Annotated in this window: 21 protein-coding genes; 7 read left to right on the top strand and 14 right to left on the bottom strand. The window is 69.5% G+C overall.

Translation table 11 applies throughout. The features are described from left to right. Positions 1-209 precede the first annotated feature (209 nt). From rbfA to pnp, 4 genes are all read left to right on the top strand, one after another. Positions 210-761, top strand: coding sequence for a 30S ribosome-binding factor RbfA (gene rbfA, locus J2847_RS15215; RefSeq protein ID WP_209779780.1), 552 nt, complete (start codon positions 210-212; stop codon positions 759-761). Further along, a complete protein-coding gene (gene truB, locus J2847_RS15210; protein ID WP_209779779.1) occupies positions 751-1,689 on the top strand; it encodes a tRNA pseudouridine(55) synthase TruB in 939 nt (312 codons plus the stop codon). The genes rbfA and truB overlap by 11 nt, the downstream gene beginning before the upstream one ends. 17 nt (positions 1,690-1,706) lie before the next feature. Further along, a complete protein-coding gene (gene rpsO / locus J2847_RS15205) occupies positions 1,707-1,976 on the top strand; it encodes a 30S ribosomal protein S15 (protein WP_085555489.1) in 270 nt (89 codons plus the stop codon). 319 nt (positions 1,977-2,295) lie between these two features. After that, the gene (gene pnp, locus J2847_RS15200; RefSeq protein WP_209779778.1) at positions 2,296-4,407 is read left to right on the top strand and encodes a polyribonucleotide nucleotidyltransferase; all 2,112 of its coding nucleotides are present in this window, start codon (positions 2,296-2,298) and stop codon (positions 4,405-4,407) included. A 152-nt stretch (positions 4,408-4,559) separates the two neighbouring features. On the opposite strand, the gene J2847_RS15195 is transcribed toward pnp, so the two are convergent. Beyond that, the gene (locus J2847_RS15195; protein WP_209779777.1) at positions 4,560-5,114 is read right to left on the bottom strand and encodes a NifU family protein; all 555 of its coding nucleotides are present in this window, start codon (positions 5,112-5,114) and stop codon (positions 4,560-4,562) included. A 116-nt stretch (positions 5,115-5,230) separates the two neighbouring features. Between J2847_RS15195 and J2847_RS34150 the strand changes: the two genes are divergently transcribed. Next, a complete protein-coding gene (locus tag J2847_RS34150) occupies positions 5,231-6,469 on the top strand; it encodes an adenylate/guanylate cyclase domain-containing protein (protein ID WP_325169418.1) in 1,239 nt (412 codons plus the stop codon). Here J2847_RS34150 and J2847_RS15185 read toward each other — a convergent pair. From J2847_RS15185 to J2847_RS15125, 13 genes are all read right to left on the bottom strand, one after another. Continuing rightward, on the bottom strand, positions 6,423-7,238 hold the full coding sequence (locus J2847_RS15185; RefSeq protein WP_209779776.1) for an SAM hydrolase/SAM-dependent halogenase family protein: 816 nt from the start codon (positions 7,236-7,238) through the stop codon (positions 6,423-6,425). The two genes, J2847_RS34150 and J2847_RS15185, sit on opposite strands and share 47 nt — an antisense overlap. A 70-nt stretch (positions 7,239-7,308) precedes the next feature. After that, on the bottom strand, positions 7,309-8,706 hold the full coding sequence (ccmI, locus tag J2847_RS15180) for a c-type cytochrome biogenesis protein CcmI (protein WP_209779775.1): 1,398 nt from the start codon (positions 8,704-8,706) through the stop codon (positions 7,309-7,311). Further along, positions 8,706-9,191, bottom strand: a complete 486-nt coding sequence (locus J2847_RS15175) for a cytochrome c-type biogenesis protein (RefSeq protein ID WP_209779774.1) — start codon at positions 9,189-9,191, stop codon at positions 8,706-8,708. Before J2847_RS15175 ends, ccmI begins: the two co-directional genes overlap by 1 nt. Beyond that, on the bottom strand, positions 9,188-9,724 hold the full coding sequence (locus tag J2847_RS15170) for a DsbE family thiol:disulfide interchange protein (RefSeq protein ID WP_085555483.1): 537 nt from the start codon (positions 9,722-9,724) through the stop codon (positions 9,188-9,190). Before J2847_RS15170 ends, J2847_RS15175 begins: the two co-directional genes overlap by 4 nt. 25 nt (positions 9,725-9,749) lie before the next feature. Then, positions 9,750-11,741, bottom strand: a complete 1,992-nt coding sequence (locus J2847_RS15165) for a heme lyase CcmF/NrfE family subunit (protein WP_209779773.1) — start codon at positions 11,739-11,741, stop codon at positions 9,750-9,752. Between the two features lie 57 nt (positions 11,742-11,798). Beyond that, positions 11,799-12,296 carry a cytochrome c maturation protein CcmE gene (gene ccmE, locus J2847_RS15160; RefSeq protein WP_209779772.1) on the bottom strand — a complete coding sequence of 166 codons (498 nt, stop codon included), beginning with the start codon at positions 12,294-12,296 and terminating at the stop codon, positions 11,799-11,801. Then, entirely contained in the window at positions 12,293-12,526 is a 234-nt protein-coding gene (gene ccmD / locus J2847_RS15155; protein ID WP_085555480.1) for a heme exporter protein CcmD, read from the bottom strand. Before ccmD ends, ccmE begins: the two co-directional genes overlap by 4 nt. Before the next feature lie 4 nt (positions 12,527-12,530). Continuing rightward, positions 12,531-13,262 carry a heme ABC transporter permease gene (locus tag J2847_RS15150; RefSeq protein WP_209779771.1) on the bottom strand — a complete coding sequence of 244 codons (732 nt, stop codon included), beginning with the start codon at positions 13,260-13,262 and terminating at the stop codon, positions 12,531-12,533. A 246-nt stretch (positions 13,263-13,508) separates the two neighbouring features. Next, a complete protein-coding gene (locus J2847_RS15145) occupies positions 13,509-14,198 on the bottom strand; it encodes an ABC transporter permease (RefSeq protein WP_209779770.1) in 690 nt (229 codons plus the stop codon). Between the two features lie 3 nt (positions 14,199-14,201). After that, positions 14,202-14,906 (bottom strand): ABC transporter permease, encoded by a 705-nt coding sequence (locus tag J2847_RS15140; protein ID WP_209779769.1) that lies wholly within the window; start codon positions 14,904-14,906, stop codon positions 14,202-14,204. Positions 14,907-15,083: 177 nt separating this feature from the next. After that, positions 15,084-15,926, bottom strand: a complete 843-nt coding sequence (locus J2847_RS15135; protein ID WP_209779768.1) for a lysine/arginine/ornithine ABC transporter substrate-binding protein — start codon at positions 15,924-15,926, stop codon at positions 15,084-15,086. A 119-nt stretch (positions 15,927-16,045) separates the two neighbouring features. Next, positions 16,046-16,855 (bottom strand): ABC transporter ATP-binding protein, encoded by an 810-nt coding sequence (locus J2847_RS15130; RefSeq protein ID WP_209779767.1) that lies wholly within the window; start codon positions 16,853-16,855, stop codon positions 16,046-16,048. A 94-nt stretch (positions 16,856-16,949) separates the two neighbouring features. Next, positions 16,950-18,632: a putative transporter gene (locus tag J2847_RS15125; RefSeq protein WP_209779766.1), complete on the bottom strand. Its 1,683-nt coding sequence runs from the start codon at positions 18,630-18,632 to the stop codon at positions 16,950-16,952. A 440-nt stretch (positions 18,633-19,072) separates the two neighbouring features. On the opposite strand from J2847_RS15125, the gene ccmA reads away from it, so the two are divergent. Beyond that, positions 19,073-19,771, top strand: a complete 699-nt coding sequence (gene ccmA, locus J2847_RS15120; RefSeq protein ID WP_209779765.1) for a heme ABC exporter ATP-binding protein CcmA — start codon at positions 19,073-19,075, stop codon at positions 19,769-19,771. After that, entirely contained in the window at positions 19,768-20,433 is a 666-nt protein-coding gene (gene ccmB, locus J2847_RS15115) for a heme exporter protein CcmB (protein WP_085555473.1), read from the top strand. The genes ccmA and ccmB overlap by 4 nt, the downstream gene beginning before the upstream one ends. Positions 20,434-20,450: the final 17 nt, after the last annotated feature.

The following is a 20,450-nucleotide window of genomic DNA, read 5'->3' as shown; positions in this document are numbered from 1 at the left end:
GGGCTTTCCGCTTCTCCCCCTCGGACGCGGGGGACGCGTTTCCGTCTTCCGTCGGACGCGGGTCCGGACAGCCGTCCCGGCTTGGGAAACCGTCCGGGCGGCTTGACCACGGTCGCCGCCGACCGACCTCTAGAATTCCAGGGCCTTCCGGCCAGAAATCCCGGTTCCGGGCCATCCGGCGGGCAAGACATTCACGAAAGACAGCGACCATGGCGAGCAAGAATCGCGGCGCGATCAACGCCGGCAAACCCCCGTCCCAGCGGCAACTGCGCGTCGGCGAGGAACTGCGCCACGCATTGGCCGATCTGTTCCGCCGCGGCGATTTCCACGATCCGGAGCTTTCCGGGCTGAACATCACCGTGACCGAGGTGCGGATCAGCCCCGACCTCAGCAACGCGACGGTGTTCTTCACCACGCTGGGCGGCGGCCGGATGGACGAGGCGCACACGGCGCTGCGCCGCGCCGCCGCCTTCCTGCGCGGGCAGGTCGCCCGCATGGTCAACCTGCGCCACGCCCCGACCCTGACCTTCGAGGGCGACACCTCCTTCGACTACGCCCAGCACATCGACACCATCCTGCACAGCCCGGCGGTCGCCCGCGACCTCGGCCGCGTCAACGGCGACGACGACCACGACGAGGATGACGAGGACGATTCCTGGGACGAGGAGGAGGGCGACGAGGGTGACGACCTCGACGACGAGGACGACTCCAGCGAGAGCGACGCGGACGAGGCCGGCAAGGGCGGGCGTCGTGGCTCGTAAGCGCAAGGGCGAGCCGATCCATGGCTGGATCGTCCTCGACAAGCCCGAAGGCATGGGCTCGACGCAGGCGCTGTCCAAGGTGCGGCGCCTGCTGAACGCCGACAAGGGTGGCCATGGCGGCACGCTCGACCCGCTGGCCAGCGGCATCCTGCCGATCGCGCTGGGCGAGGCGACCAAGACCGTCTCCTACGCCATGGACGGTGCCAAGACCTACCGCTTCGGCGTCCGCTGGGGCGAGCGGACCACCACCGACGACCGCGAGGGCCCGGTGGTCGAGCGTTCCGAAATCCGCCCCTCGGACGAGGCGATCCGGGCGGCGCTGCCGGCCTTCCTCGGCGAGATCGACCAGATGCCGCCGCAATTCTCCGCCATCAAGATCGACGGCGAGCGCGCCTACGACATCGCCCGCGAGGGCGGCACCGTCGAGTTGGCCACCCGCCGCGTCCGCATCGACCGCTTCGACCTAGTCGAGCGGCCGGACGACGACCACGCCGTCTTCGAGGTCGATTGCGGCAAGGGCACCTACGTCCGCTCGCTGGCCCGCGACCTCGCCGTGGCGTTGGGAACGGTCGGTCACGTCCATCTGCTACGCCGTTTGCGCGTCGGTCCTTTCACGCTGGACGGCGCGATTTCCCTGGACGAACTGGCAACCTTGGAGCAAGGTGCCGCCGTCGAACGACTTCTGCTGCCGATCGAGACCGCGCTGGACGACATCCCGGCGCTGGCCCTGACCGAAGCGGAAGCGCACCGACTGAGACATGGCCAGACGGTGGCTCTCCTCACCCGGCAGGATCGCGAACGCCTTGAAGCGCTTCGCGGGGCTGCCGCTGGGGATGGCACCGTCATTGCGCTTTTCGGCGGAAAGCCGGTGGCGCTGGCCCGTGTCGAGGGGGCGGAAGTCCGTCCGGTGCGCGTCCTCAACCTTTGACGATTTAGGAGACCCCGATGTCGATTACGCCCGAGCGCAAGCAGGAGCTGATCAAGGAATATTCGCGCGGCCAGGCTGACACTGGCTCGCCCGAAGTCCAGGTTTCGATCCTGACCGAGCGGATCAGCAACCTGACCGAACACCTGAAGAGCCACAAGAAGGACTTCCACTCCCGCCGTGGTCTGCTGGTGATGGTCGGTCAGCGCCGTCGTCTTCTTGACTATCTCAAGAAGAAGGACAATTCCCGTTACGCCACGCTCATCGAGCGCCTGGGCCTGCGTCGCTGATCGGCGCGCCGTCCAGACCGTGACCGGATACGACGCCCCAGCCAGCCGCCGCCTCGCCGCACCCTCGGGTTCCGGCGGGTGCGGCGCGCCGGTTGGGGCGTCGCGTTTTTCAGCACCTCTTCCTGTTGCGACGCGATTGATCTTTAGAGCTTTGTGATGGACAGGCCGGCCCCGATCCTTGATCGGGGGACCGGCCTTTTTCGCATCAATCTCTGTTGTCGTTTCCAACGCTTTTAATCTCTGCGGGGCCTTACGACTGGCGGCCCCGGTCTCGGGCGGCAATCCGGCCGTCCTGGGCGTCGGATGGAAGGAAAAAATCATGTTCACTGTGCATCGTAAAGAAATCGAATGGGGTGGGCGCAAGCTGGTCCTGGAGACCGGCAAGATCGCCCGTCAGGCCAATGGCGCCGTCCTCGTCACCTACGGCGACACCACCGTCCTCTGCACCGCCGTCGCCGCCAAGGCGCCGAAGCCGGGCGTCGATTTCTTCCCGCTGACGGTCAATTACCAGGAAAAGGCCTTCGCGGCCGGCAAGATCCCCGGTGGCTTCTTCAAGCGTGAAGGCCGCCCGACGGAGAAGGAGACGCTGGTCAGCCGCCTGATCGACCGTCCCATCCGCCCGCTGTTCGCCGAGGGTTTCCGCAACGAAACCCAGGTCGTCTGCACCGTCCTCAGCCACGACCTCGAGAATGATCCCGACATCGTCGCGATGGTCGGCGCGTCCGCCGCGCTGACGATCTCGGGCATTCCGTTCCTCGGTCCGATCGGCGCCGCCCGCGTCGGCTACAAGAACGGTCAGTACATCCTGAACCCGACCGCCGACCAGGTCGAGGACACCGATCTCAACCTCGTCGTCGCCGGCACCACCGAAGGCGTGCTGATGGTCGAGTCGGAGGCCAAGGAGCTGACCGAAGAGGTCATGCTCGGCGCCGTGATGTTCGGCCACAGCGGCTTCCAGCCGGTCATCGAGGCGATCATCGACCTCGCCGAGCTGGCCGCCAAGGAGCCGTGGGATCTGCCGGAGCCGGCCTACGATCGCAAGGCCCTGAAGGCCCGCCTGCGCGAGACCGTCGGCGCCGACGTCGAGGCCGCCTACACCGAGACCGTCAAGCAGTCGCGCTACGAGAAGGTCGGCGCCGCCAAGGCCAAGGCCCTGGAGACGCTGGCCGCCGAGTACGAGGCCCAGCAGATCGGCACCGAGTTCAAGGAGCTCGAGGCCGACATCCTGCGCGGGGCGGTGCTGAAGACCGGCCGCCGCATCGACGGTCGCGACACCAAGACCGTCCGCCCGATCGTCTCGGAGGTCGGCGTTCTGCCGCGCGCCCACGGGTCGGCGCTGTTCACCCGCGGCGAGACCCAGGCGCTGGTCGTGACCACGCTCGGCACCAGCCAGGACGAGCAGATCATCGACGCGCTCGAGGGCGAGTACCGCGAGCACTTCATGCTGCACTACAACTTCCCTCCGTATTCGGTGGGTGAGGCCGGCCGCATGGGCTCGCCGGGCCGCCGCGAGATCGGCCACGGCAAGCTGGCGTGGCGCGCCATCCACCCGCTGCTGCCGAAGAAGGAGGACTTCCCCTACACGCTCCGCGTGGTGTCGGAAGTCACCGAGTCGAACGGCTCCTCCTCGATGGCCACCGTCTGCGGCACCTCGCTGTCGCTGATGGACGCCGGCGCGCCGCTGGTGCGTCCGGTCGCCGGCATCGCCATGGGCCTGATCAAGGAGGACAGCGGCTTCGCGGTCCTCTCGGACATCCTGGGCGACGAGGATCACCTCGGCGACATGGACTTCAAGGTGGCCGGGACGGAAGTTGGCGTCACCGCCCTCCAGATGGACATCAAGATCACCTCGATCACCGAGGAGATCATGAAGATCGCCCTGGCCCAGGCCAAGGACGGCCGCCTGCACATCCTCGGCGAGATGTCGAAGGCGCTGACCGGCGCCCGCGACGGCGTCAACGAGAACGCCCCGCGCATCACCGTGATCAACATCCCGAAGGAGAAGATCCGCGACGTGATCGGCTCCGGCGGCAAGGTGATCCGCGAGATCGTCGAGCAGACCGGCGCCAAGATCGACATCGACGACGACGGCACCGTCAAGGTCTCGGCGGTCGACCAGAAGAAGTCGGACGCCGCCATCGAGTGGATCAAGGGCATCGTCGCCGAGCCGGAGATGGGCGTGATCTACACCGGCAAGGTCGTGAAGGTCGTCGATTTCGGCGCCTTCGTGAACTTCCTGGGCTCGCGCGACGGCCTCGTCCACATCTCCGAGCTGGCGCAGCAGCGCGTCGGCAAGGTGGCGGACGTGGTGTCGCAGGGTGACGCCGTGAAGGTGAAGGTCATCGGCTTCGACGATCGCGGCAAGGTCAAGCTGTCGATGAAGCAGGTCGACCAGGCCACCGGCGAGGACCTGACCAAGAAGGCCGACTGACCGCGACGGCTTCCCATCCGCTCCTTTCCCGTCTTGGCGGGGCGGGGGCGGGTAAGGAAGCCGGGGCTCAAGGCCACGAAAAAGGGGCGCTTCCCACGCGGGAGCGCCCCTTTTTCCGTTCTATCCTTACCTGGTCATGACGCTGTCCAGTGTCACTGGACGGCGCGGACCTCGACCACTTCCGGGATGTAGTGGCGCAGCATGTTCTCGATGCCGTGCTTCAGCGTCGCGGTCGAGCTGGGGCAGCCGGAGCAGGCTCCCTTCATCGCCAGATAGACGACGCCCTTGTCGAAGCCCTGGAAGGTGATGTCGCCGCCGTCCTGCGCCACCGACGGGCGGACGCGGGTGTCCAGCAGCTCCTTGATCTGCTCGACGATCTCGTCGTCGTCGCCGCTGCCGGCCGCGTGGCCGTCGCCGGCGTCGCTCAGCAGGACCGGGCGGTCGGCGGTGAAATGTTCCATGATGACGCCGAGGATCGACGGCTTCAGCAGGAACCAGTCCTTGGCGTCGGTCTTGGTGATGGTGACGAAATCGGCGCCCAGGAACACCCCGGCGATGCCGTCGATCTCGAACAGGCGCTGGGCGAGCGGCGAGCGGGCGGCGTCCTCGCGGCTGGTGAAGTCGGCGGTGCCGCGTCCGAGCACGTCACGCCCCGGCAGGAACTTGAGAGTCGCCGGGTTGGGCGTCTGCTCGGTCTGAATGAACATGGTGCTATCCTCCATCGGCGCCGAACTGGGCTGGCGGCGCTCCTGAAATTTGGGCAGAATCGCCGGCCGGATCAAGCACCGGATTGGTCCGGTTATTCCTTTGGGGCTATTTCGTTGTGACGATTTCGCCGACCGACCACGCCGCCCCGCCCGCGCCGTCCCATGACGCCGCCTCGGTCGTCGGCTGGCTGCTGCGGGAGGGCCGCCACGCGCCCGACGCCGAGTCGCTGGTGGAGGATTTCTGCGCCCGGCTGATCGCCGCCGGCGTGCCGCTGGCGCGCTGCGTGCTGGCCTTGCAGCTCCTGCACCCGCAGATCCGCTCCATGGTCTATTTCTGGCGCCGGGGCGATCCGGCGATCGAGGTCGTCACCGCCGCGCACGGCACCGAGCTGCTGGAGCCCTACCGGACCAGCACCTTCGCCGCCCTGATCGACGAGGGGGCGGACGGCATGCGCTACCCGCTGGAGCGGATGGAGGCGCCCTGGCCCTACCCGGTGCTGGGGGAGCTGCGCGCGGCGGGCCTGACCGACTACGCGGCGATGGCGGTGCTGTTCGCCGGCGGGCGGCGCAACGCGGTCACCTTCGCCACCGACCGGCCGGGCGGTTTCTCAACGGCCGACCTCGCGCTGCTCGACGCCCTGCTGCCGGCGCTGGGCACGGTGCTGGAGACGCTGGCGCTGCGGCGGCTGGCGGCGACGGTGCTGGACACCTATGTCGGCCGCAAGACCGGCGCCCGCATCCTGTCCGGCGACATCCGGCGCGGCACCGGGGCCGATGTCCGCGCCGTGCTGTGGTACTGCGACCTGCGCGGCTTCACCCCGCTGGCCGACCGGCTGCCGCGCGAGGAGCTGATCGCGCTGCTGAACGGCTATTTCGAATCGATGGGCGACGCGGTGGAGCGCCATGGCGGCGAGATCCTGAAATTCATCGGCGACGCCATGCTGGCGATCTTTCCCCTGGCCGGCGATGAGGACGGAGGCGACACCGCCGCCGCGGTCAAGGCGCTGAACGCGGCGGCCGACGCGCTCGCCACCATGGCGGCGCAGAACGCCGAGCGCGCCGCCTGGGGCCAGCCGACCCTGCGCTGCGGCATCGCGCTTCATGTCGGCGAGGTGATGTACGGCAACATCGGCTCGACCGAGCGGCTGGACTTCACGGTGATCGGCCCGGCGGTCAATCTGGTCAGCCGGATCGAGGGGCTGTGCGGCCGGCTGGAGCGCACGGTGCTGACCTCGGCCGCCTTCGCGGCACTGGTCGAGGGGGACGGGGAGGGGCGCCACCAGCTCCATTCCATCGGGCACCACACGGTCAAGGGGTTGGCGGATGCGGTCGCGGTCTATGAGTTGAGGGTGTGACGCTTCCTTCCCCCTCTCCCCCCCGGGGAGAGGGGATTGAGCGCGATGTGACCGTCACATCCGCACCGACCCGCAGTCCAAGACCGACGTCGGCGCGGCCACGGTTGACGGCGATCTCGGCCAGCCCGTTGGAGTTCCCGTACCACAGCGCCTCGCCCGGCGCGGCGTCGGCGAAGGTGCGGCCCCGGAGCACCGCCCACCCACCGGCCGTCAGGACCGCATCCTCGGCCAGCGTGGCGGCGCGCAGGCCGGTCATGGCGTTGCCGTAGACGTCGACATAGACGATGCGCGGCAGTTCGTCCGGCCAGTCCGGGCGGGCGACGGCGGCGTCCGGCAGGGCCGTGCGCGCCACCTCCCGGCCGGTTGCCAGACGCGCCGCGACGGGGGCGAACAGGTCGCGGCCGTGGAAGCTGGCGGACAGCCGCTCCGGCTGCCAGTCGATGCTCCAGGCGCGGAAGCTGGCGGCGCGGCGGCGGACCAGCTCGAACAGGCCGTTGTCGGGACCGACGAAGAACCGACCGTCGGCTTCGACGACCAGCGGACGGCGGTCGGTGCCGACGCCGGGATCGACGACGCACACGAAGACGCCGCCCGCCGGAAAGGCGGGGGCGTAGGCGGCCAGCAGATAGGCGGAGAGCTGCGGGTCGAAGACGGGGGCGTCGGCGAACAGGTCGATCACCGGCACGCCCGGCGCCTGCTGCGCCAGCACCGCCTTGACCTGCCCGGTGTAGGGGCCGGACAGGCCGAAATCCGTGAAGAGCACGATCATGGCCGCCAGTGTAGCGCGGCCATGATCCGCTGGAAATCCGATCGGAAGGAACCCGATGCGGGAAAGCCGCTCAGCTTCCCGTCTTCAACGACTCCAGGCGCGTCTTCAGCAGCGCGTATTCCGGGTCGTTCGGCGTGAACTGGGCCATCAGCCGGGTCCAGTAGTCGGTGGCTTCCGCCTTGCGGCCCACCGTCATCGCGTCGAGGCCGAGCAGCCACAGCGCGTCGCGGTTGGTGGCGTCGCCGGCTAGCGCCTTGCGCAGGGCGGCGGTCGCCTCCTCGGGCATCGGGGCGGGCGGGTCGCTGCGCGGCTGGTTCTGCAGGATGGAGCTGGCGTAGACGACCAGCACGTCGGGCCGGTCGGGCGCCTGTTCCCGCGCCTTGCGGGCGGCTTCCAGGGCCTTGGCCGGCTCGCCCAGCACGTTGTAGGAGCGGACGAGCCGGACCCAGCCGTCGATGTCCGACGGGTCGGCCGCCAGCCGCGCCGCGAGGCCGTCGACCATGCCGCGCACCATCTGCTCGCGCTCCTCGGCGGAAGGCTGCTGCTGCGGCTGTCCCTGCGTCGCCTGCGCGGTTGCCGGAGCCTCCTCCTGGGCGGGCAGCGGGTTCGGCGTCACGGCGGCGGGGTCGAGGTTGAGGGCGATGGCCGCCTCGCGGATATGCGCCCGCACGGTGGGCACCCACGCCGCGTTGGCCGGCGATTCCGCGAGCAGGGCGCGCCAGCGTTCCAGCGCGTCGCGCTGGTCGCCGGCCTGATGGCGGGCCAGCGCCGCGAAGAAGCGGGCGCGGGCGTCCTTCGGATCCCTGGCCAGCACGCCGTCGAAGGCGGCGCGCGCTTCTTCCGGGACGGTGCCGTCGTTGGCCTCGGTCAGCGTCTCGGCGAACAGGCCGAGCAGCTCGAGGTCGTCCTTGTTCAGCGCCACCGCGCGGCGCAGGGCGTCGGCCGCCTCGGCGGGACGGTTCATCTTGACGTAGGCCTGGCCCAGGATGGCCCAGCCCTGGGCGTCGTCCGGGCTTTCGGCCAACTGCTGCTTCAGCTTGTCGATGGCGGCGAGCACGCTCTTCGGCGGGCCGCCGCGTTCCTGCTCCAGGTTGCGCGAGGCGAGCGGCCGGGCCGGCTGGTCCGGACGTCCGACCGCGCCGTAGACCGCCAGCGCCCCCACCGGCACCGTCAGGGCCAGCACCATCGCCAGCGCCTTCGCCGAGCGGGCGGGCCGGGCGGCCGGCTGCGGAGCGGGCTGGGCGGTCGCCAGCATGCGGCGGCCGATCTCGGCCTTCGCCGCCTCGGCCTGGGCCGGGCTGATGACGCCGCGGGCGAGGTCGCGCTCCAGCTCGTCGAGCTGGTCGCGGTAGACCTCGCGGTCGTAGTCGTCGCGGGCGGGCGCCGCGTCCGCCGGCTTCAGCAGCGGCGGGAGGATCAGCAGCAGAACGGCCACCGTCAGCGCGGCGGCGAGAATCCAGAACAGCATCACGCGTCGTCTTTCCGCAGCAGCGCGTCGAGCCGCCGCCGTTCGTCATCGCTCAGGGGCACGGTGTCCGCCCCGGCGGCCACCCCGCGCCGGCCGCGCAGGAACAGCGCGGTCGCCGCCCCGCCCAGCAGCAGGATCGCGAAAGGCCCCACCCACAGCAGCAGCGTCGTCGCCTTGAAGGGCGGGCGCAGCAGCACGTAATCGCCGTAGCGGTCGGTGACGTAGCCCAGCACGCCGGCGTCGCTGTCGCCCGCCTTCAGCCGCTCGCGCACCAGCACGCGCAGGTCGCGGGCCAGCGGCGCGTTGCTGTCGTCGATCGACTGGTTCTGGCAGACGAGGCAGCGCAGCTCCTTGCTGATCTCCCGCGCGCGGGATTCCAGCGCCGGGTCGGGCAGCACCTCGTCCGGCTGCACCGCGAGCGCCGGGACGGCGGCCGGGATGGGAGCCGACAGCGCCAGGACGGCGGCGAGAAGGAGCCGTTTCATCCCTGCCCCCGCAGATGCTTGACCATCGGGAGGATCTGCTCGTCCACCACCTGCGGGGTGAGCGGCCCGACATGCTTGAAGCGGATGCGGCCCTGGCGGTCGACCAGGAAGGTCTCCGGCACGCCATAGACTCCCCAGTCGATCGACACCCGCCCGTCGAGGTCGGCGCCGATGCTGGCGTAAGGATCGCCGTTGCGGGCCAGCCAGGCCAGCGCGTCCTCGGCCTTGTCCTTGTGGTTGATGGCGCGGACGGTGACGCCCTGCTCGCGGGCCAGCCGGGTGATGATCGGGTGCTCCGCCTTGCAGGGGATGCACCAGGAGGCGAAGACGTTGACCAGCGTCACGTCGCCCTTCAGCCGCTCCGCCGACAGCCCCTCGGGACGGCCGGGTAAGGGCGGCAGCTCGAAGGACGGCACCGGCTTGTCGATCAGGGCCGACGGGATGTCGCGGGGATCCCTTTGAAATCCCAGGTAAAAAGCCACGCCCACGCCGATGAACAGCAGGAAGGGCAGCAGGTAGAGCAGGCGGCGCATGGGGGTGTATCCTTACTTGGCCGCGTCACTCGGCGGGCTGGACGGCGGGCTTGGCCGCGCGGCGGCGCTCCGGCGCGCCGATGCGGAACCGCCGGTCGGTCAGGCTGACGAAGCCGCCCAGCATCATTCCCACGCCGCCGATCCAGATCCACGGCACCAGCGGGTGGTGGTAGATGCGGACGATCCAGGCGGTGCCGTTCTGCGTCGGGTCGCCCAGCGCCACGTAGAGGTCGGAGAAGACCGTCGTGTGGATGGCGGATTCGGTGGTCGTCATCCGGGTGACCGGGTAGCTGCGGCGCTCCGGCGTCAGGGTGGCGAAGGGAACGCCGTCCCTGCTGACCGTGAAGACGGCGCGGTCGGCGCGGTAGTTGGCCCCCGGCACCGTGCCGATGCTGTCGAAGCGGAACTCGTAGCCGGCGAGACGCGCGGTGTCGCCCGGCTTCATGGCCGAGATCGACTCGGTCTGCCACGCCGAGGTGCCGGTCATTCCGAAGATGGCGAGCCCGACGCAGGCGTGCGCGATGGTCATGCCCCAGGCGCTGCGCGGCAGATGCACCGCGCGGTTCCAGCTGTCCCTCACCGGGATGCGGAACAGGCGGATGCGCTCGGCGAACTCGACCAGCGCGCCGACGAAGGCCCAGGCCCCCAGCGCGATGCCGACCAGCGCCAGCAGCGGCCCGCCGCCGGCCGTCAGATAGGCGGCGACGGCGACCATGACGACCACGGCGATGCCGGCCACCCACAGCCGGGTCAGCGCCGCGCCCAGATCCGCCCGCTTCCAGGACAGGAAGGGACCGACCACCATGGTGGCGACCATCGGGATCGCCACCGGCAGGAAGGTCGCGTTGAAGAAGGGCGGGCCGACCGAGACCTTGCCCAGATTCAGCACGTCGAGGAACAGTGGGTAGAGGGTGCCGATGAACACCGTCGCCGTCGCGGTGGACAGCAGCAGGTTGTTCAGCACCAGCGCCCCCTCGCGGCTGACCGGGGCGAACAGGCCGCCGGCCTTCAGCGTCGGCGCCCGCAGGCTGTAGAGCAGCAGCGAACCGCCGGTGGCGATCGCCAGCAGCACCAGGATGAAGACGCCGCGCGCCGGGTCCACCGCGAAGGCGTGGACCGAGGTCAGGATGCCCGAGCGCACCAGGAAGGTGCCCATCAGCGACAGCGAGAAGGTGACGATGGCCAGCAGGATGGTCCAGCTCTTCAGCGCGTCGCGCTTCTCCACGACGATGGCGGAGTGCAGCAGCGCGGTGCCGGCCAGCCACGGCATGAAGGAGGCGTTCTCGACCGGGTCCCAGTACCACCAGCCGCCCCAGCCCAGCTCGTAATAGGCCCACCAGGAGCCCATGGCGATGCCCATGGTCAGGGTGGACCAGGCCGCCAGCGTCCAGGGCCGCACCCAGCGCGCCCAGGCGGGGTCGACCCGCCCCTCGATCAGGGCCGCGACCGCGAAGGAGAAGGCCATCGAGAAGCCGACATAGCCGGCGTAGAGGAAGGGCGGGTGGAAGGCGAGGCCGGGATCCTGCAACAGCGGATTCAGGTCGTTGCCGTCGAGCGGCGGCGGGATCACCCGGATGAAGGGGTTGGAGGTCGCCAGGATGAAGAGCAGGAAGCCGATGCCGATCAGGCCCTGCACCGCCAGCACGCGCGCCTTGAGCGTCGGCGGCAGGTTGCGGCCGAACACCGCGACGGCGGCGCCGAAGACCGAGAGCATGACGATCCACAGGATCATCGAGCCCTCGTGGTTGCCCCAGACGCCCGACACCTTGTAGAGCATCGGCTTCAGCGAGTGGCTGTTCTGCACCACGTTCTGCACGCTGAAATCGGACACCACATGGGCCCAGGTCAGCGCGCCGTAGGCGACCAGCACCAGCAGCATCTGGGCGACGGCGGCGGGGCCGGCGACGTTCATCCAGGCGCTGTTGCGGGTGGCGGCGCCGACCAGCGGCGGGCCGGCCTGCACCAGCGCCACGAACAGCGCCAGCACCAGCGCGTAATGGCCAAGTTCGGGGATCACGGTCCCGCTGCTCCTTGAATGTCGACCTCGAAACCGTCCCTGACGGGCGGACGCGGACTATTTCGCCGTGGCGGCCTGGGCCGTGCCGGGCGCGCCGGAGGGGGCCGCGCCGGGATGGGCGCTGTTGGCGTCCTTGTAGACGCCGGCCTGCTTCAGCGCCTCCGAGACCTCCGGCGGCATGTAGTTCTCGTCGTGCTTGGCCAGCACCTCGCGGGCGACGAAGACGCCCTTGGTCAGCTTGCCTTCCGCGACGACGCCCTGGCCCTCGCGGAACAGGTCGGGCAGCTGCCCGCGGTAGCTCACGTCGATGGTGTGGGCGGTGTCGGTCACGCGGAACTCGGTGACGAGCCCGTCGGTCGATTTGCGGACGCTGCCCTCCTCGACCAGCCCGCCGAGGCGGAAGCTGCGGTCGCCGACCTGCTGGGTCTGCAACTGGGTCGGGCTGTAGAAGAAGACGATGTTGTCCTGGAACGCGGTCAGCGTCAGGGCGGTGGCGCTGCCCAGCCCGAGCAGGGCGAGGCCAAGCATGTAGAGGCGGCGCTTTTTCCTGGTCATCCTTCACTCGCTCCCGCCGGCGTTCCGGCGGCCGTGTCGGGCTTTCCATCGGCCCGTGGGCGGGTGCGGCGACGCGCCGGACGGGCGCTTTCCAGCGCCTTCAGCGTCGTCTCGGCGTCGCGCAACCCCTTCCAGGTGGCCAGCAGCAGGCCCAGCAGCACCAGCGCCGCGATGGCGTAGGCGGGCCAGACGAAGGCGGCGTAACCACCCATCGAGAGAAAGTCTGTCATGGCGTTATCCCTGCGCTCCCTCGCCGGCCGCGCTCAGGCGCAGCGTCTGGATCCGGCGTTGCGTGATCTCGGCGCGCAGGCGCAGCAGGACCACCGCGACGAAGTAGGCGGTGAAGGCCCCGGCCATCACCAGCAGCGGCAGCAGCATGGTGGGGTCGATGCTGGGACCGCCCATCTTCACCACGCTGGCCGGCTGGTGCAGCGTGTTCCACCAGTCGACCGAGAACTTGATGATCGGCACGTTGACGATGCCGACCAGCAGCAGGACGTTGCCGGCCCGCAGCCCGCGCTGCGGATCGTCGAAGGCGTTCACCAGGGCCATGTAGCCGAGATAGAGGAAGAAGAGGATCAGCACGCTGGTCAGCCGGGCGTCCCACACCCACCAGGTCCCCCACATCGGCGCGCCCCACAGCGAGCCGGTGACGAGGCACACGAAGGTGAAGCCGGCGCCGATGGGTGCCGCGGCCTTGGCGAACAGGTCGGCCAGCGGGTGCTTCCACACCAGCCCGGCGCCGGCGGCGACGGCCATGTTGGTGTAGACGAACAGGCTCATCCAGGCGGCGGGCACATGGATGTACATGATCCGCACCGTCTCGCCCTGCTGGTAGTCGGGCGGCGAGCCGAACAGGCTGAGATAGAGCCCGACGATCGTCAGGATCACGGCCGCACCGGCGCTCCACGGCAGCAATGCGGCCGACAGGCGCAGGAAGCGGGCGGGGTTGGCGAAACGATGCATTGACTGGCCCCAGGACATGACCTTCGGTCGCGCTTGGCGAGGATATAGGCGCATGTATGCCGGAGCGCGAGGGGTTTCGCCTTGATCTTAGTCAGGAAGTTGGGGCCGTCAGACCATGGTATGAGAGATTGTCACAACACGGCGCGGCGGCCCGCTTCCGGCCCTTTCCGCGGGTGGCGGGGATGGGCCGGCGCTGCGCGGCCGGTGCTGTTTTGTCGCAGGAGGCGCCCTTGCGGGAAGGCGCCGTCAGGCCCGCGCCCGCAGGTAGGGCGTCAGCCGCCATTCCGCGTATTTGATCAGGCGGGAGGCGAGGAAGTTCAGCAGCAGGTAGATGGCGCCGGCCAGGATGAAGATCTCGAACACCGCAAAGCTCTGCGAGATGATCTTGCGGGCCAGCCCGGTGACCTCCAGCAGGGTGATGGTGCTGGCCAGCGAACTGGCCTTGACCATCAGGATCACCTCGTTGCCGTAGGCCGGCAGCATCTGGCGGACCGCCACCGGCAGCACGATGCGACGAAAGGCCAGCGCCCGCGACATGCCGCAGGCGCGCGCCGCCTCGACCTGCCCCAGCGGCACCGACAGGATGGCGCCGCGCAGGATCTCGCTGGTGTAGGCGCCGGTGTTCAGCGTCAGCGCCAGGATCGCGCACCACATCGGCTCGCGCAGGAAGGGCCACAGAACGCTGTCGCGCACGAACTCGAACTGGCCGAGCCCGTAGTAGATCAGGAAGATCTGCACCAGCAGCGGCGTGCCTCGGAACACGAAGACGTAGGCCGTGGTGAGGATTTCCGCAACGCGGTTGCCCGACAGGCGCAGCAGCGCCGTGACGAAGGCGACCACGGCGCCCAGCAGCAGCGACCCGCCGACCAGCTCCAGCGTCACCGGCAGGGCGGCGAGCAGCTTGGGCAGGCTGTCCCACATCAGTTCCCAATCCATGGCTCAGGCCCTCCGGACGCCGCGGTTGGCGTGCCGCTCCGCCCGCTCGAACAGCGCGGTCGACACGGTGGTGAGCAGCAGGTAGAGCACCGCCGCGGTGGTGTAGAACAGGAACGGCTGCCGGGTCGAGCCGGCGGCGACATGGGCGACGCGCATGATTTCGGCCAGCGCCGTCACCGAGATCAGCGCCGTGTCCTTCAGCGTGAGCTGCCAGACGTTGCCGAGGCCGGGCAGGGCGTAGCGCAGGGTCTGCGGCACCAGCACGCGGCGCAGGATCAGCCAGCGGCTCATCCCGCAGGCGCGCGCCGCCTCGATCTGGCCGACCGGCACCGACTGCACCGCGCCGCGGATGACCTCGGTCGAATAGGCGCCGGAGATCAGCCCGACGGCGGCGACGCCGATGCTGAAGGCGTTGATCTCGATGTAGCCCTCGTAGCCGAACACCCCGGCGACCGCCATGATCATGCCGCTGCCGCCGAAGAACAGCAGGTAGATGACCAGCAGCTCCGGCACGCCGCGCACGACGGTGGTGTAGATTTCGGCGATGCCGTTGAGGACCAGGCTGTGGCTGAGCTTGGCGGCGGCGCCCGCCGATCCGAACAGGATGCCCAGCGCGAAGGACGACACCGACACGGCGATGGTCATCGCCAGCCCGGTCAGGAGCTGTCCGCCCCAGCCGTTCGGTCCGAAGGAGAGAAGTTCGAGCATGGGCCGCTCAGGTAAGGATCGGGGTGGGTGGACAGCCGCTCCGCCTTCCGTCCGACGCGTCATGCCCGTGCTCGGCACGGGCATCCACGGGCGAATCCCAAGGTTCCGCGTGGATGACCGGGGCAGGCCCGGTCATGACGGACGGTGCGGATGGAGGGGCCGTGTTCGCTCGTATCCTTACTTGATCGCGATGTCGTAGCCGAAATGCTGGGTGCTCAGCTTGGTGATCGTGCCGTCCTTGTTGGCCTCGGCGATCGCCTTGTTGAGCTTCTCCTTGAGGTCCTTGTCGGCCTTGCGCAGGCCGACGCCCACACCCTCGCCCAGCACGCCGCGCGAGAAGGCCGGGGCCCACAGGGTCATGTTCTTGGCCGTGTCGGCGTCGAGGATGGCGGCGACGGCCGACCGGTCGCCGAAGATCGCGTCGACGCGGCCGGCGGCCATGTCGATGCCGGCGTTGTCCAGCTTGTCGTAGGTGCGGACCGTCACCTTCGGCAGCAGCTTCTCCATGAAGTTGGCCTGGATGGTGGAGGTCTGGACGCCGACCGTCTTGCCCTTCAGCACCTCGTCCAGCTTGGCGATGGCGGCCTTGCCCTCGGGCGTCTCCTTGGTCAGGTCGTAGCGCTCGACGTCGAACTTGGTCCCGGCCAGCGGCGAGGTCTTCAGGATGCCGAACATCGACGGCTCGGTGCCGTAGGGGTTGGTGAAGTCGATGACCTTCTTGCGCTCGTCGGTGATCGACATGGCGGCCATGATGCCGTCGTACTTGCCCTGCTGGAGCGCCGGGATGATGCCGTCCCAATCCTGGGCGACGATCTCGCACTCGGCCTCCATGCGCTTGCAGAGTTCCTTGGCGAGGTCGATCTCGAAGCCGACCAGCTTGCCCGACGGGTCGGTGGCGTTCCACGGGGCGTAGGCGCCCTCGGTGGCGATGCGGACCTTCTTCCAGTCCTTGGCCTCGGCGGCGCCGCCGGTGACCGCCATCAGGGCGCCGAGCGCCAAAGCCGCAACGATCTTCTTCACGGGAAATACTCCTCTGTTCGGTTGCCCTTGTTCGATACGGGCTTCAACACGGGCCGTTCGGTTCGTGCGCGTCTTCGAGCGTCACGATTTCCTGGAAAAGTTTCAAGCGAAAGGATGCCTCACGCCGCCCCGGACAGGTGGCGGGAGAGGAACTGCCGCACGCGGTCCGAATCGGGGTTGGTCAGCACCTTGTCCGGCGCCCCCTCCTCCTCGATGCGGCCCTGGTGCAGGAAGACGACCTTGGACGCCACCTCGCGGGCGAAGCCCATCTCGTGCGTCACCAGGATCATGGTGCTGCCCTCGTCCGCCAGCTGGCGGATGACGCGCAGCACCTCGCCGACCAGCTCGGGGTCGAGCGCCGAGGTCGGCTCGTCGAACAGCATCACCTTGGGCTGCATCGCCAGCGCCCGCGCGATGGCGGCGCGCTGCTGCTGCCCGCCGGAGAGCTGGATCGGGTAGGAGTCGGCCTTGGACAGGATGCCGACCTTGTCGAGCAGCTTGCGGGCGCGGTCGACGGCCTCGGCCTTCGGCACGCCCAGCACATGGACCGGCGCCTCGATGACGTTCTGGAGGATCGTCATGTGGGTCCACAGGTTGAAGCTCTGGAACACCATGCCGAGCCGGGTGCGCATCCGCTCCACCTGCCGGGCGTCGGCGGGGACGGTGACGCGGCCGTTGCGGATCTTCTTCAGGCCGATGGCTTCGCCGCCGATGACGATGCGGCCGTCGTCGGGGATCTCCAGCATGTTGATGCAGCGCAAAAGCGTGCTCTTGCCCGATCCCGACGAGCCGATCAGCGTGATGACGTCGCCTTCCCGCGCGGTCAGCGACACCCCCTTCAGCACCTCCAGCTCGCCGAACCGCTTGTGAAGATCCTCCACGACGACGGCGGCGGGGGCGGTGTCGCTGACGGGCGGGTGTCGGTGCATGCGGGAAACCGGTCGTGGTTGTGGGCTTACCAATGCGGCACAGGCTAGACCGCCGCGTGTGGGTTCCGCAACGCGGATTTCACACTCTTCACGGTCATATCCACAGAAACAGGACGATGAGCTGGGGCGCCAGGATGCGCAGGAACATCACCAGCGGGTAGACGGTGGCGTAGGCCAGCGCCGGCGCCTCCGACGGGCTCATGGCGTTGGCGAAGGCCAGCGCCGGCGGGTCGGTCATGCTGCCGGACAGCAGGCCGCAGACGGTCAGATAGTTCAGCTTGAACACCGCGCGGGCGATCAGCCCGACGATCAGCAGCGGGATCAGGGTGATGGCGGCGCCGTAGCCGATCCAGGCCAGCCCGTCGCCGTGCAGCAGCGTCTCCAGGAAACGGTCGCCCGACAGGAACCCCACCACCGCCAGGAACAGCACGATGCCGATCTCGCGCAGCGCGAGGTTGGCGGCCGGCGGCATGAACCACACCAGCGGCCCGAGATGGCCGAGCCGCGCCAGCAGGATCGCCACCACCAGCGGCCCGCCGGCCAGCCCCAGCTTCAGCGGCGCCGGCATGCCCGGAATGTAGACCGGCAGCGAGCCCAGCAGCACGCCGAGCGCGATGCCGATGAAGACCGGGATGAAGTCGACCTGCTGGAGCCGGCGCGGCGCGTTGCCGACCAGCCCGGCGGTGCGGGCGAGGTCGTCGGGCTTGCCGATGGCGGTCACGATGTCGCCGAACTGGAGGCGCAGGGCGGGGGAGGGCACCAGCTCCACCCCCGCCCGGTTCACCCGGCTGACCACCACGTCGTAGGCGTCGGCGAGGTTGAGCTGGGCGATGGTCTTGCCCAGCACATGGTTGCTGGTGACGACCAGCCGGTCCCAGCGCACGTCGGTGCCCTTGGTGGTCAGCGTCACCTCCGACAGCTCGCCGAGGAAGGCGCGGGCGCTCTCCAGCCTGGCGCGCGGGCCGACGAGGTGGAAGACGTCGCCCGGCTGCACGATGGTGCCGGGGTGCGGCACGCACAGCCGTCCGCCGCGCATCATCCGCGAGGCGACGAGGCCGGAATCGCCGAACAGGTGGATGTCGCGCAGGGCGGTGCCGAACACCGACGGGTTGCGCACCGCGACGTCCAGCGTCTCCAGATTCTCGACCTCGGCGCGCCGGCGCTCGTCGAAGATCCTCGCCTCGGCGACGGGGTCGAGCCGGAAGACGGTGCGGACCGTCAGCATGGCGATCAGGATGCCGATGATGCCGAACGGGTAGGCGACGGCGTAGCCGAGGCTCGGCGTCTCCTGGTCGGCGAGCGGCGCCCCGACCTCCGCCAGGATCTGCTGGGCGGCCCCCAGCGACGGGGTGTTGGTGACCGCCCCGGAAAACAGGCCGAGCACCGCCGGCAGCGGCACCCCGGCGACCAGATGGATGCACACCGTCACCGCGACGCCGAGCAGCACCAGCGTCGCCGCCAGCAGGTTCAGCGTCAGCCCCGACCGCTTCAGCGCGGCGAAGAAGCCCGGCCCGACCTGCACGCCGATGGTGTAGACGAACAGGATCAGCCCGAACTCGCGCAGGAAATGCAGGACATGGGCGTCGATTTTCAGCCCGGCGACCGAGGCGAAATGGCCGCCGGCGATGCCGGCGAACAGCACGCCGCCGATGCCGAGCCCGACGCCGCGCGCCTTGATCTGCCCCAGCGCCAGACCGGCGGCGGCGATCAGGCTGAGAATCAGCATCACCCGCGCGATGTCGGGCAGGCCGTTGAACAATATGGCGAGCGTGGTCATGGGACGGGTCCGGGCCGGCTGAGACGGTTGGCTGGAAAGCTGGCGGAACCATGGCGCAACCACGGGGCGAGGCCATTGATTCAGAACAAAGCCTGGGGCGAAGCCCGAGAAAAGTCACCGTGCCGTGGCAAGCCGCCACAATCGATCAAAATTTTGCCATTTTCTTGGATTAGTCGTAAGGGCAACCAATCGGCAGCCGCCAAGGCATGAGCCCGCAAGGGTGCAAGCCAGGAGCGCGACCCGGCGTTCCCCCTGACGCCGCCGCACCGGCGAGTTGCCGGCCGAGCAGTTCCCAGCCAGACCCCGGCTGGACGCGCGGCCATCGCGAGAACCCCCTCGCGATGGCCGTTTCTTTTTTGCGGCTTTCTTTCTCCGGTCCCGCGGGCGGGCTGTGCTATAGCAGCGCCTCCGCCCCGCCACAGCGACCCCCGATAGCCGCCATGCCTGTTTTCGCCGGATCCGAGCTGAGCTGCCTGCGCGGCGACCGGCTGGTCTTCACCGGGCTGGAGTTCAGCCTCGCCCCCGGCGGCGCCCTGGTGCTGCTCGGCCCCAACGGCAGCGGCAAGTCCAGCCTGCTGCGGGTGATGGCCGGCCTGCTGAAGCCGATCCGCGGGCGCTTGAGCTGGGACGGGGTCGCCGTCGCCGACGAGCCCGAGCAGCACCGCGCGAAGATCCAGTATGTCGGGCATCTCGACGCGGTGAAGCCGGTGCTGACGGCGGCCGAGAATCTCGCCTTCTGGGCCGCGCTGGGCGGCGCCGCCGATCCCGACGCCAACGCGAGGGAAGCGCTGGAACGGCTGGGCGTGCCGCACATCGCCGCCGTGCCGGGGCGCTACCTGTCGGCCGGGCAGAAGCGGCGGCTCAATCTGGCCCGCCTGCTGGCGGCGCCCAAGCCGCTGTGGCTGCTCGACGAGCCGACCGTGGCGCTCGACCGCGCCGCCATCGCGCTGTTCGAGGGGCTGATCGCCGAGCATCGCGCCGGCGGCGGCATGGTCGTGCTGTCGACCCACACCGACATCGCGACCCCCGGCGGCGAGGAGCTGCATCTGGACGATTTCGCGCCCTACGCGGACGACGATGATGACGGCGACGATGGCGATGGCGTCGATGGGGACGAGGAAAGGGAGGACGCGGCGTGAACCGCTTTCTGCGACTGGTCGGGCGCGACCTGAGGCTGGCGCTGCGCCAGGGGTCGGACGCCACCATCGCCGTGATGTTCTTCGTGCTGTGCGTGGTGCTGTTCCCCTTCGGCGTCGGGCCGGAGCCGAACATCCTCGCCCGCATCGCGGCCGGCGTCATCTGGGTGGCGGCGCTGCTCGCCTCGCTCTTGTCGCTGGAACGGCTGTTCCTGACCGACTACGAGGACGGCTCGCTGGAGCTGCTGTCGCTGTCGTCGCTGCCGCTGGAAGCGGTGGTGGTCGCCAAGACGCTGGCGCACTGGCTGGTGACCGGCGTGCCGCTGATCGTCGCCGCCCCGCTGCTGGCGGTGCTGCTGAACATGGACGCGGCCGGTTTCGGGGCGCTGGTGCTGACTCTGCTGATCGGCACGCCGATCCTCAGCCTGATCGGGGCGATCGGCGCCGCGCTGACGCTGGGCGCCCGGCGCGGCGGGGTGCTGCTGTCGCTGCTGATCCTGCCGCTCTACATCCCGGTGCTGATCTTCGGGGCCGGCGCCATCGACGCCGCCATCAACAGCCTGACGCCGCGCCCGCATCTGCTGCTGCTCGCCGGCATCCTGGCGGCGGCGCTGCCGCTCGCCCCCTGGGCGGGGGCGGCGGCGCTGCGGCAGGCGGTGGAATAGGGGCGGTCCGGAGCCGG

Origin of the sequence: Azospirillum agricola (assembly GCF_017876095.1) — a bacterium.
Taxonomy (GTDB): domain Bacteria; phylum Pseudomonadota; class Alphaproteobacteria; order Azospirillales; family Azospirillaceae; genus Azospirillum; species Azospirillum agricola.
The sequence above is the reverse complement of the archived record's forward strand: the minus strand, read 5'-3'. Positions and strand labels throughout refer to the sequence as shown.

Excerpts from the sequence above, each read along its gene's own strand:
- J2847_RS15140 (WP_209779769.1), bottom strand. The coding sequence starts at position 14,906 with ATGCTCGAACTTCTCTCCTTCGGACCGAACGGCTGGGGCGGACAGCTC.
- ccmD (WP_085555480.1), bottom strand. The coding sequence starts at position 12,526 with ATGACAGACTTTCTCTCGATGGGTGGTTACGCCGCCTTCGTCTGGCCC.
- J2847_RS15125 (WP_209779766.1), bottom strand. The coding sequence starts at position 18,632 with ATGACCACGCTCGCCATATTGTTCAACGGCCTGCCCGACATCGCGCGG.
- J2847_RS15145 (WP_209779770.1), bottom strand. The coding sequence starts at position 14,198 with ATGGATTGGGAACTGATGTGGGACAGCCTGCCCAAGCTGCTCGCCGCC.
- rpsO (WP_085555489.1), top strand. The coding sequence starts at position 1,707 with ATGTCGATTACGCCCGAGCGCAAGCAGGAGCTGATCAAGGAATATTCG.
- ccmI (WP_209779775.1), bottom strand. The coding sequence starts at position 8,706 with ATGCTGTTCTGGATTCTCGCCGCCGCGCTGACGGTGGCCGTTCTGCTG.
- J2847_RS15195 (WP_209779777.1), bottom strand. The coding sequence starts at position 5,114 with ATGTTCATTCAGACCGAGCAGACGCCCAACCCGGCGACTCTCAAGTTC.
- J2847_RS15185 (WP_209779776.1), bottom strand. The coding sequence starts at position 7,238 with ATGATCGTGCTCTTCACGGATTTCGGCCTGTCCGGCCCCTACACCGGG.
- ccmA (WP_209779765.1), top strand. The coding sequence starts at position 19,073 with ATGCCTGTTTTCGCCGGATCCGAGCTGAGCTGCCTGCGCGGCGACCGG.
- J2847_RS15150 (WP_209779771.1), bottom strand. The coding sequence starts at position 13,262 with ATGCATCGTTTCGCCAACCCCGCCCGCTTCCTGCGCCTGTCGGCCGCA.
- J2847_RS15130 (WP_209779767.1), bottom strand. The coding sequence starts at position 16,855 with ATGCACCGACACCCGCCCGTCAGCGACACCGCCCCCGCCGCCGTCGTC.
- rbfA (WP_209779780.1), top strand. The coding sequence starts at position 210 with ATGGCGAGCAAGAATCGCGGCGCGATCAACGCCGGCAAACCCCCGTCC.
- J2847_RS15175 (WP_209779774.1), bottom strand. The coding sequence starts at position 9,191 with ATGAAACGGCTCCTTCTCGCCGCCGTCCTGGCGCTGTCGGCTCCCATC.
- pnp (WP_209779778.1), top strand. The coding sequence starts at position 2,296 with ATGTTCACTGTGCATCGTAAAGAAATCGAATGGGGTGGGCGCAAGCTG.
- ccmE (WP_209779772.1), bottom strand. The coding sequence starts at position 12,296 with ATGACCAGGAAAAAGCGCCGCCTCTACATGCTTGGCCTCGCCCTGCTC.
- J2847_RS15170 (WP_085555483.1), bottom strand. The coding sequence starts at position 9,724 with ATGCGCCGCCTGCTCTACCTGCTGCCCTTCCTGCTGTTCATCGGCGTG.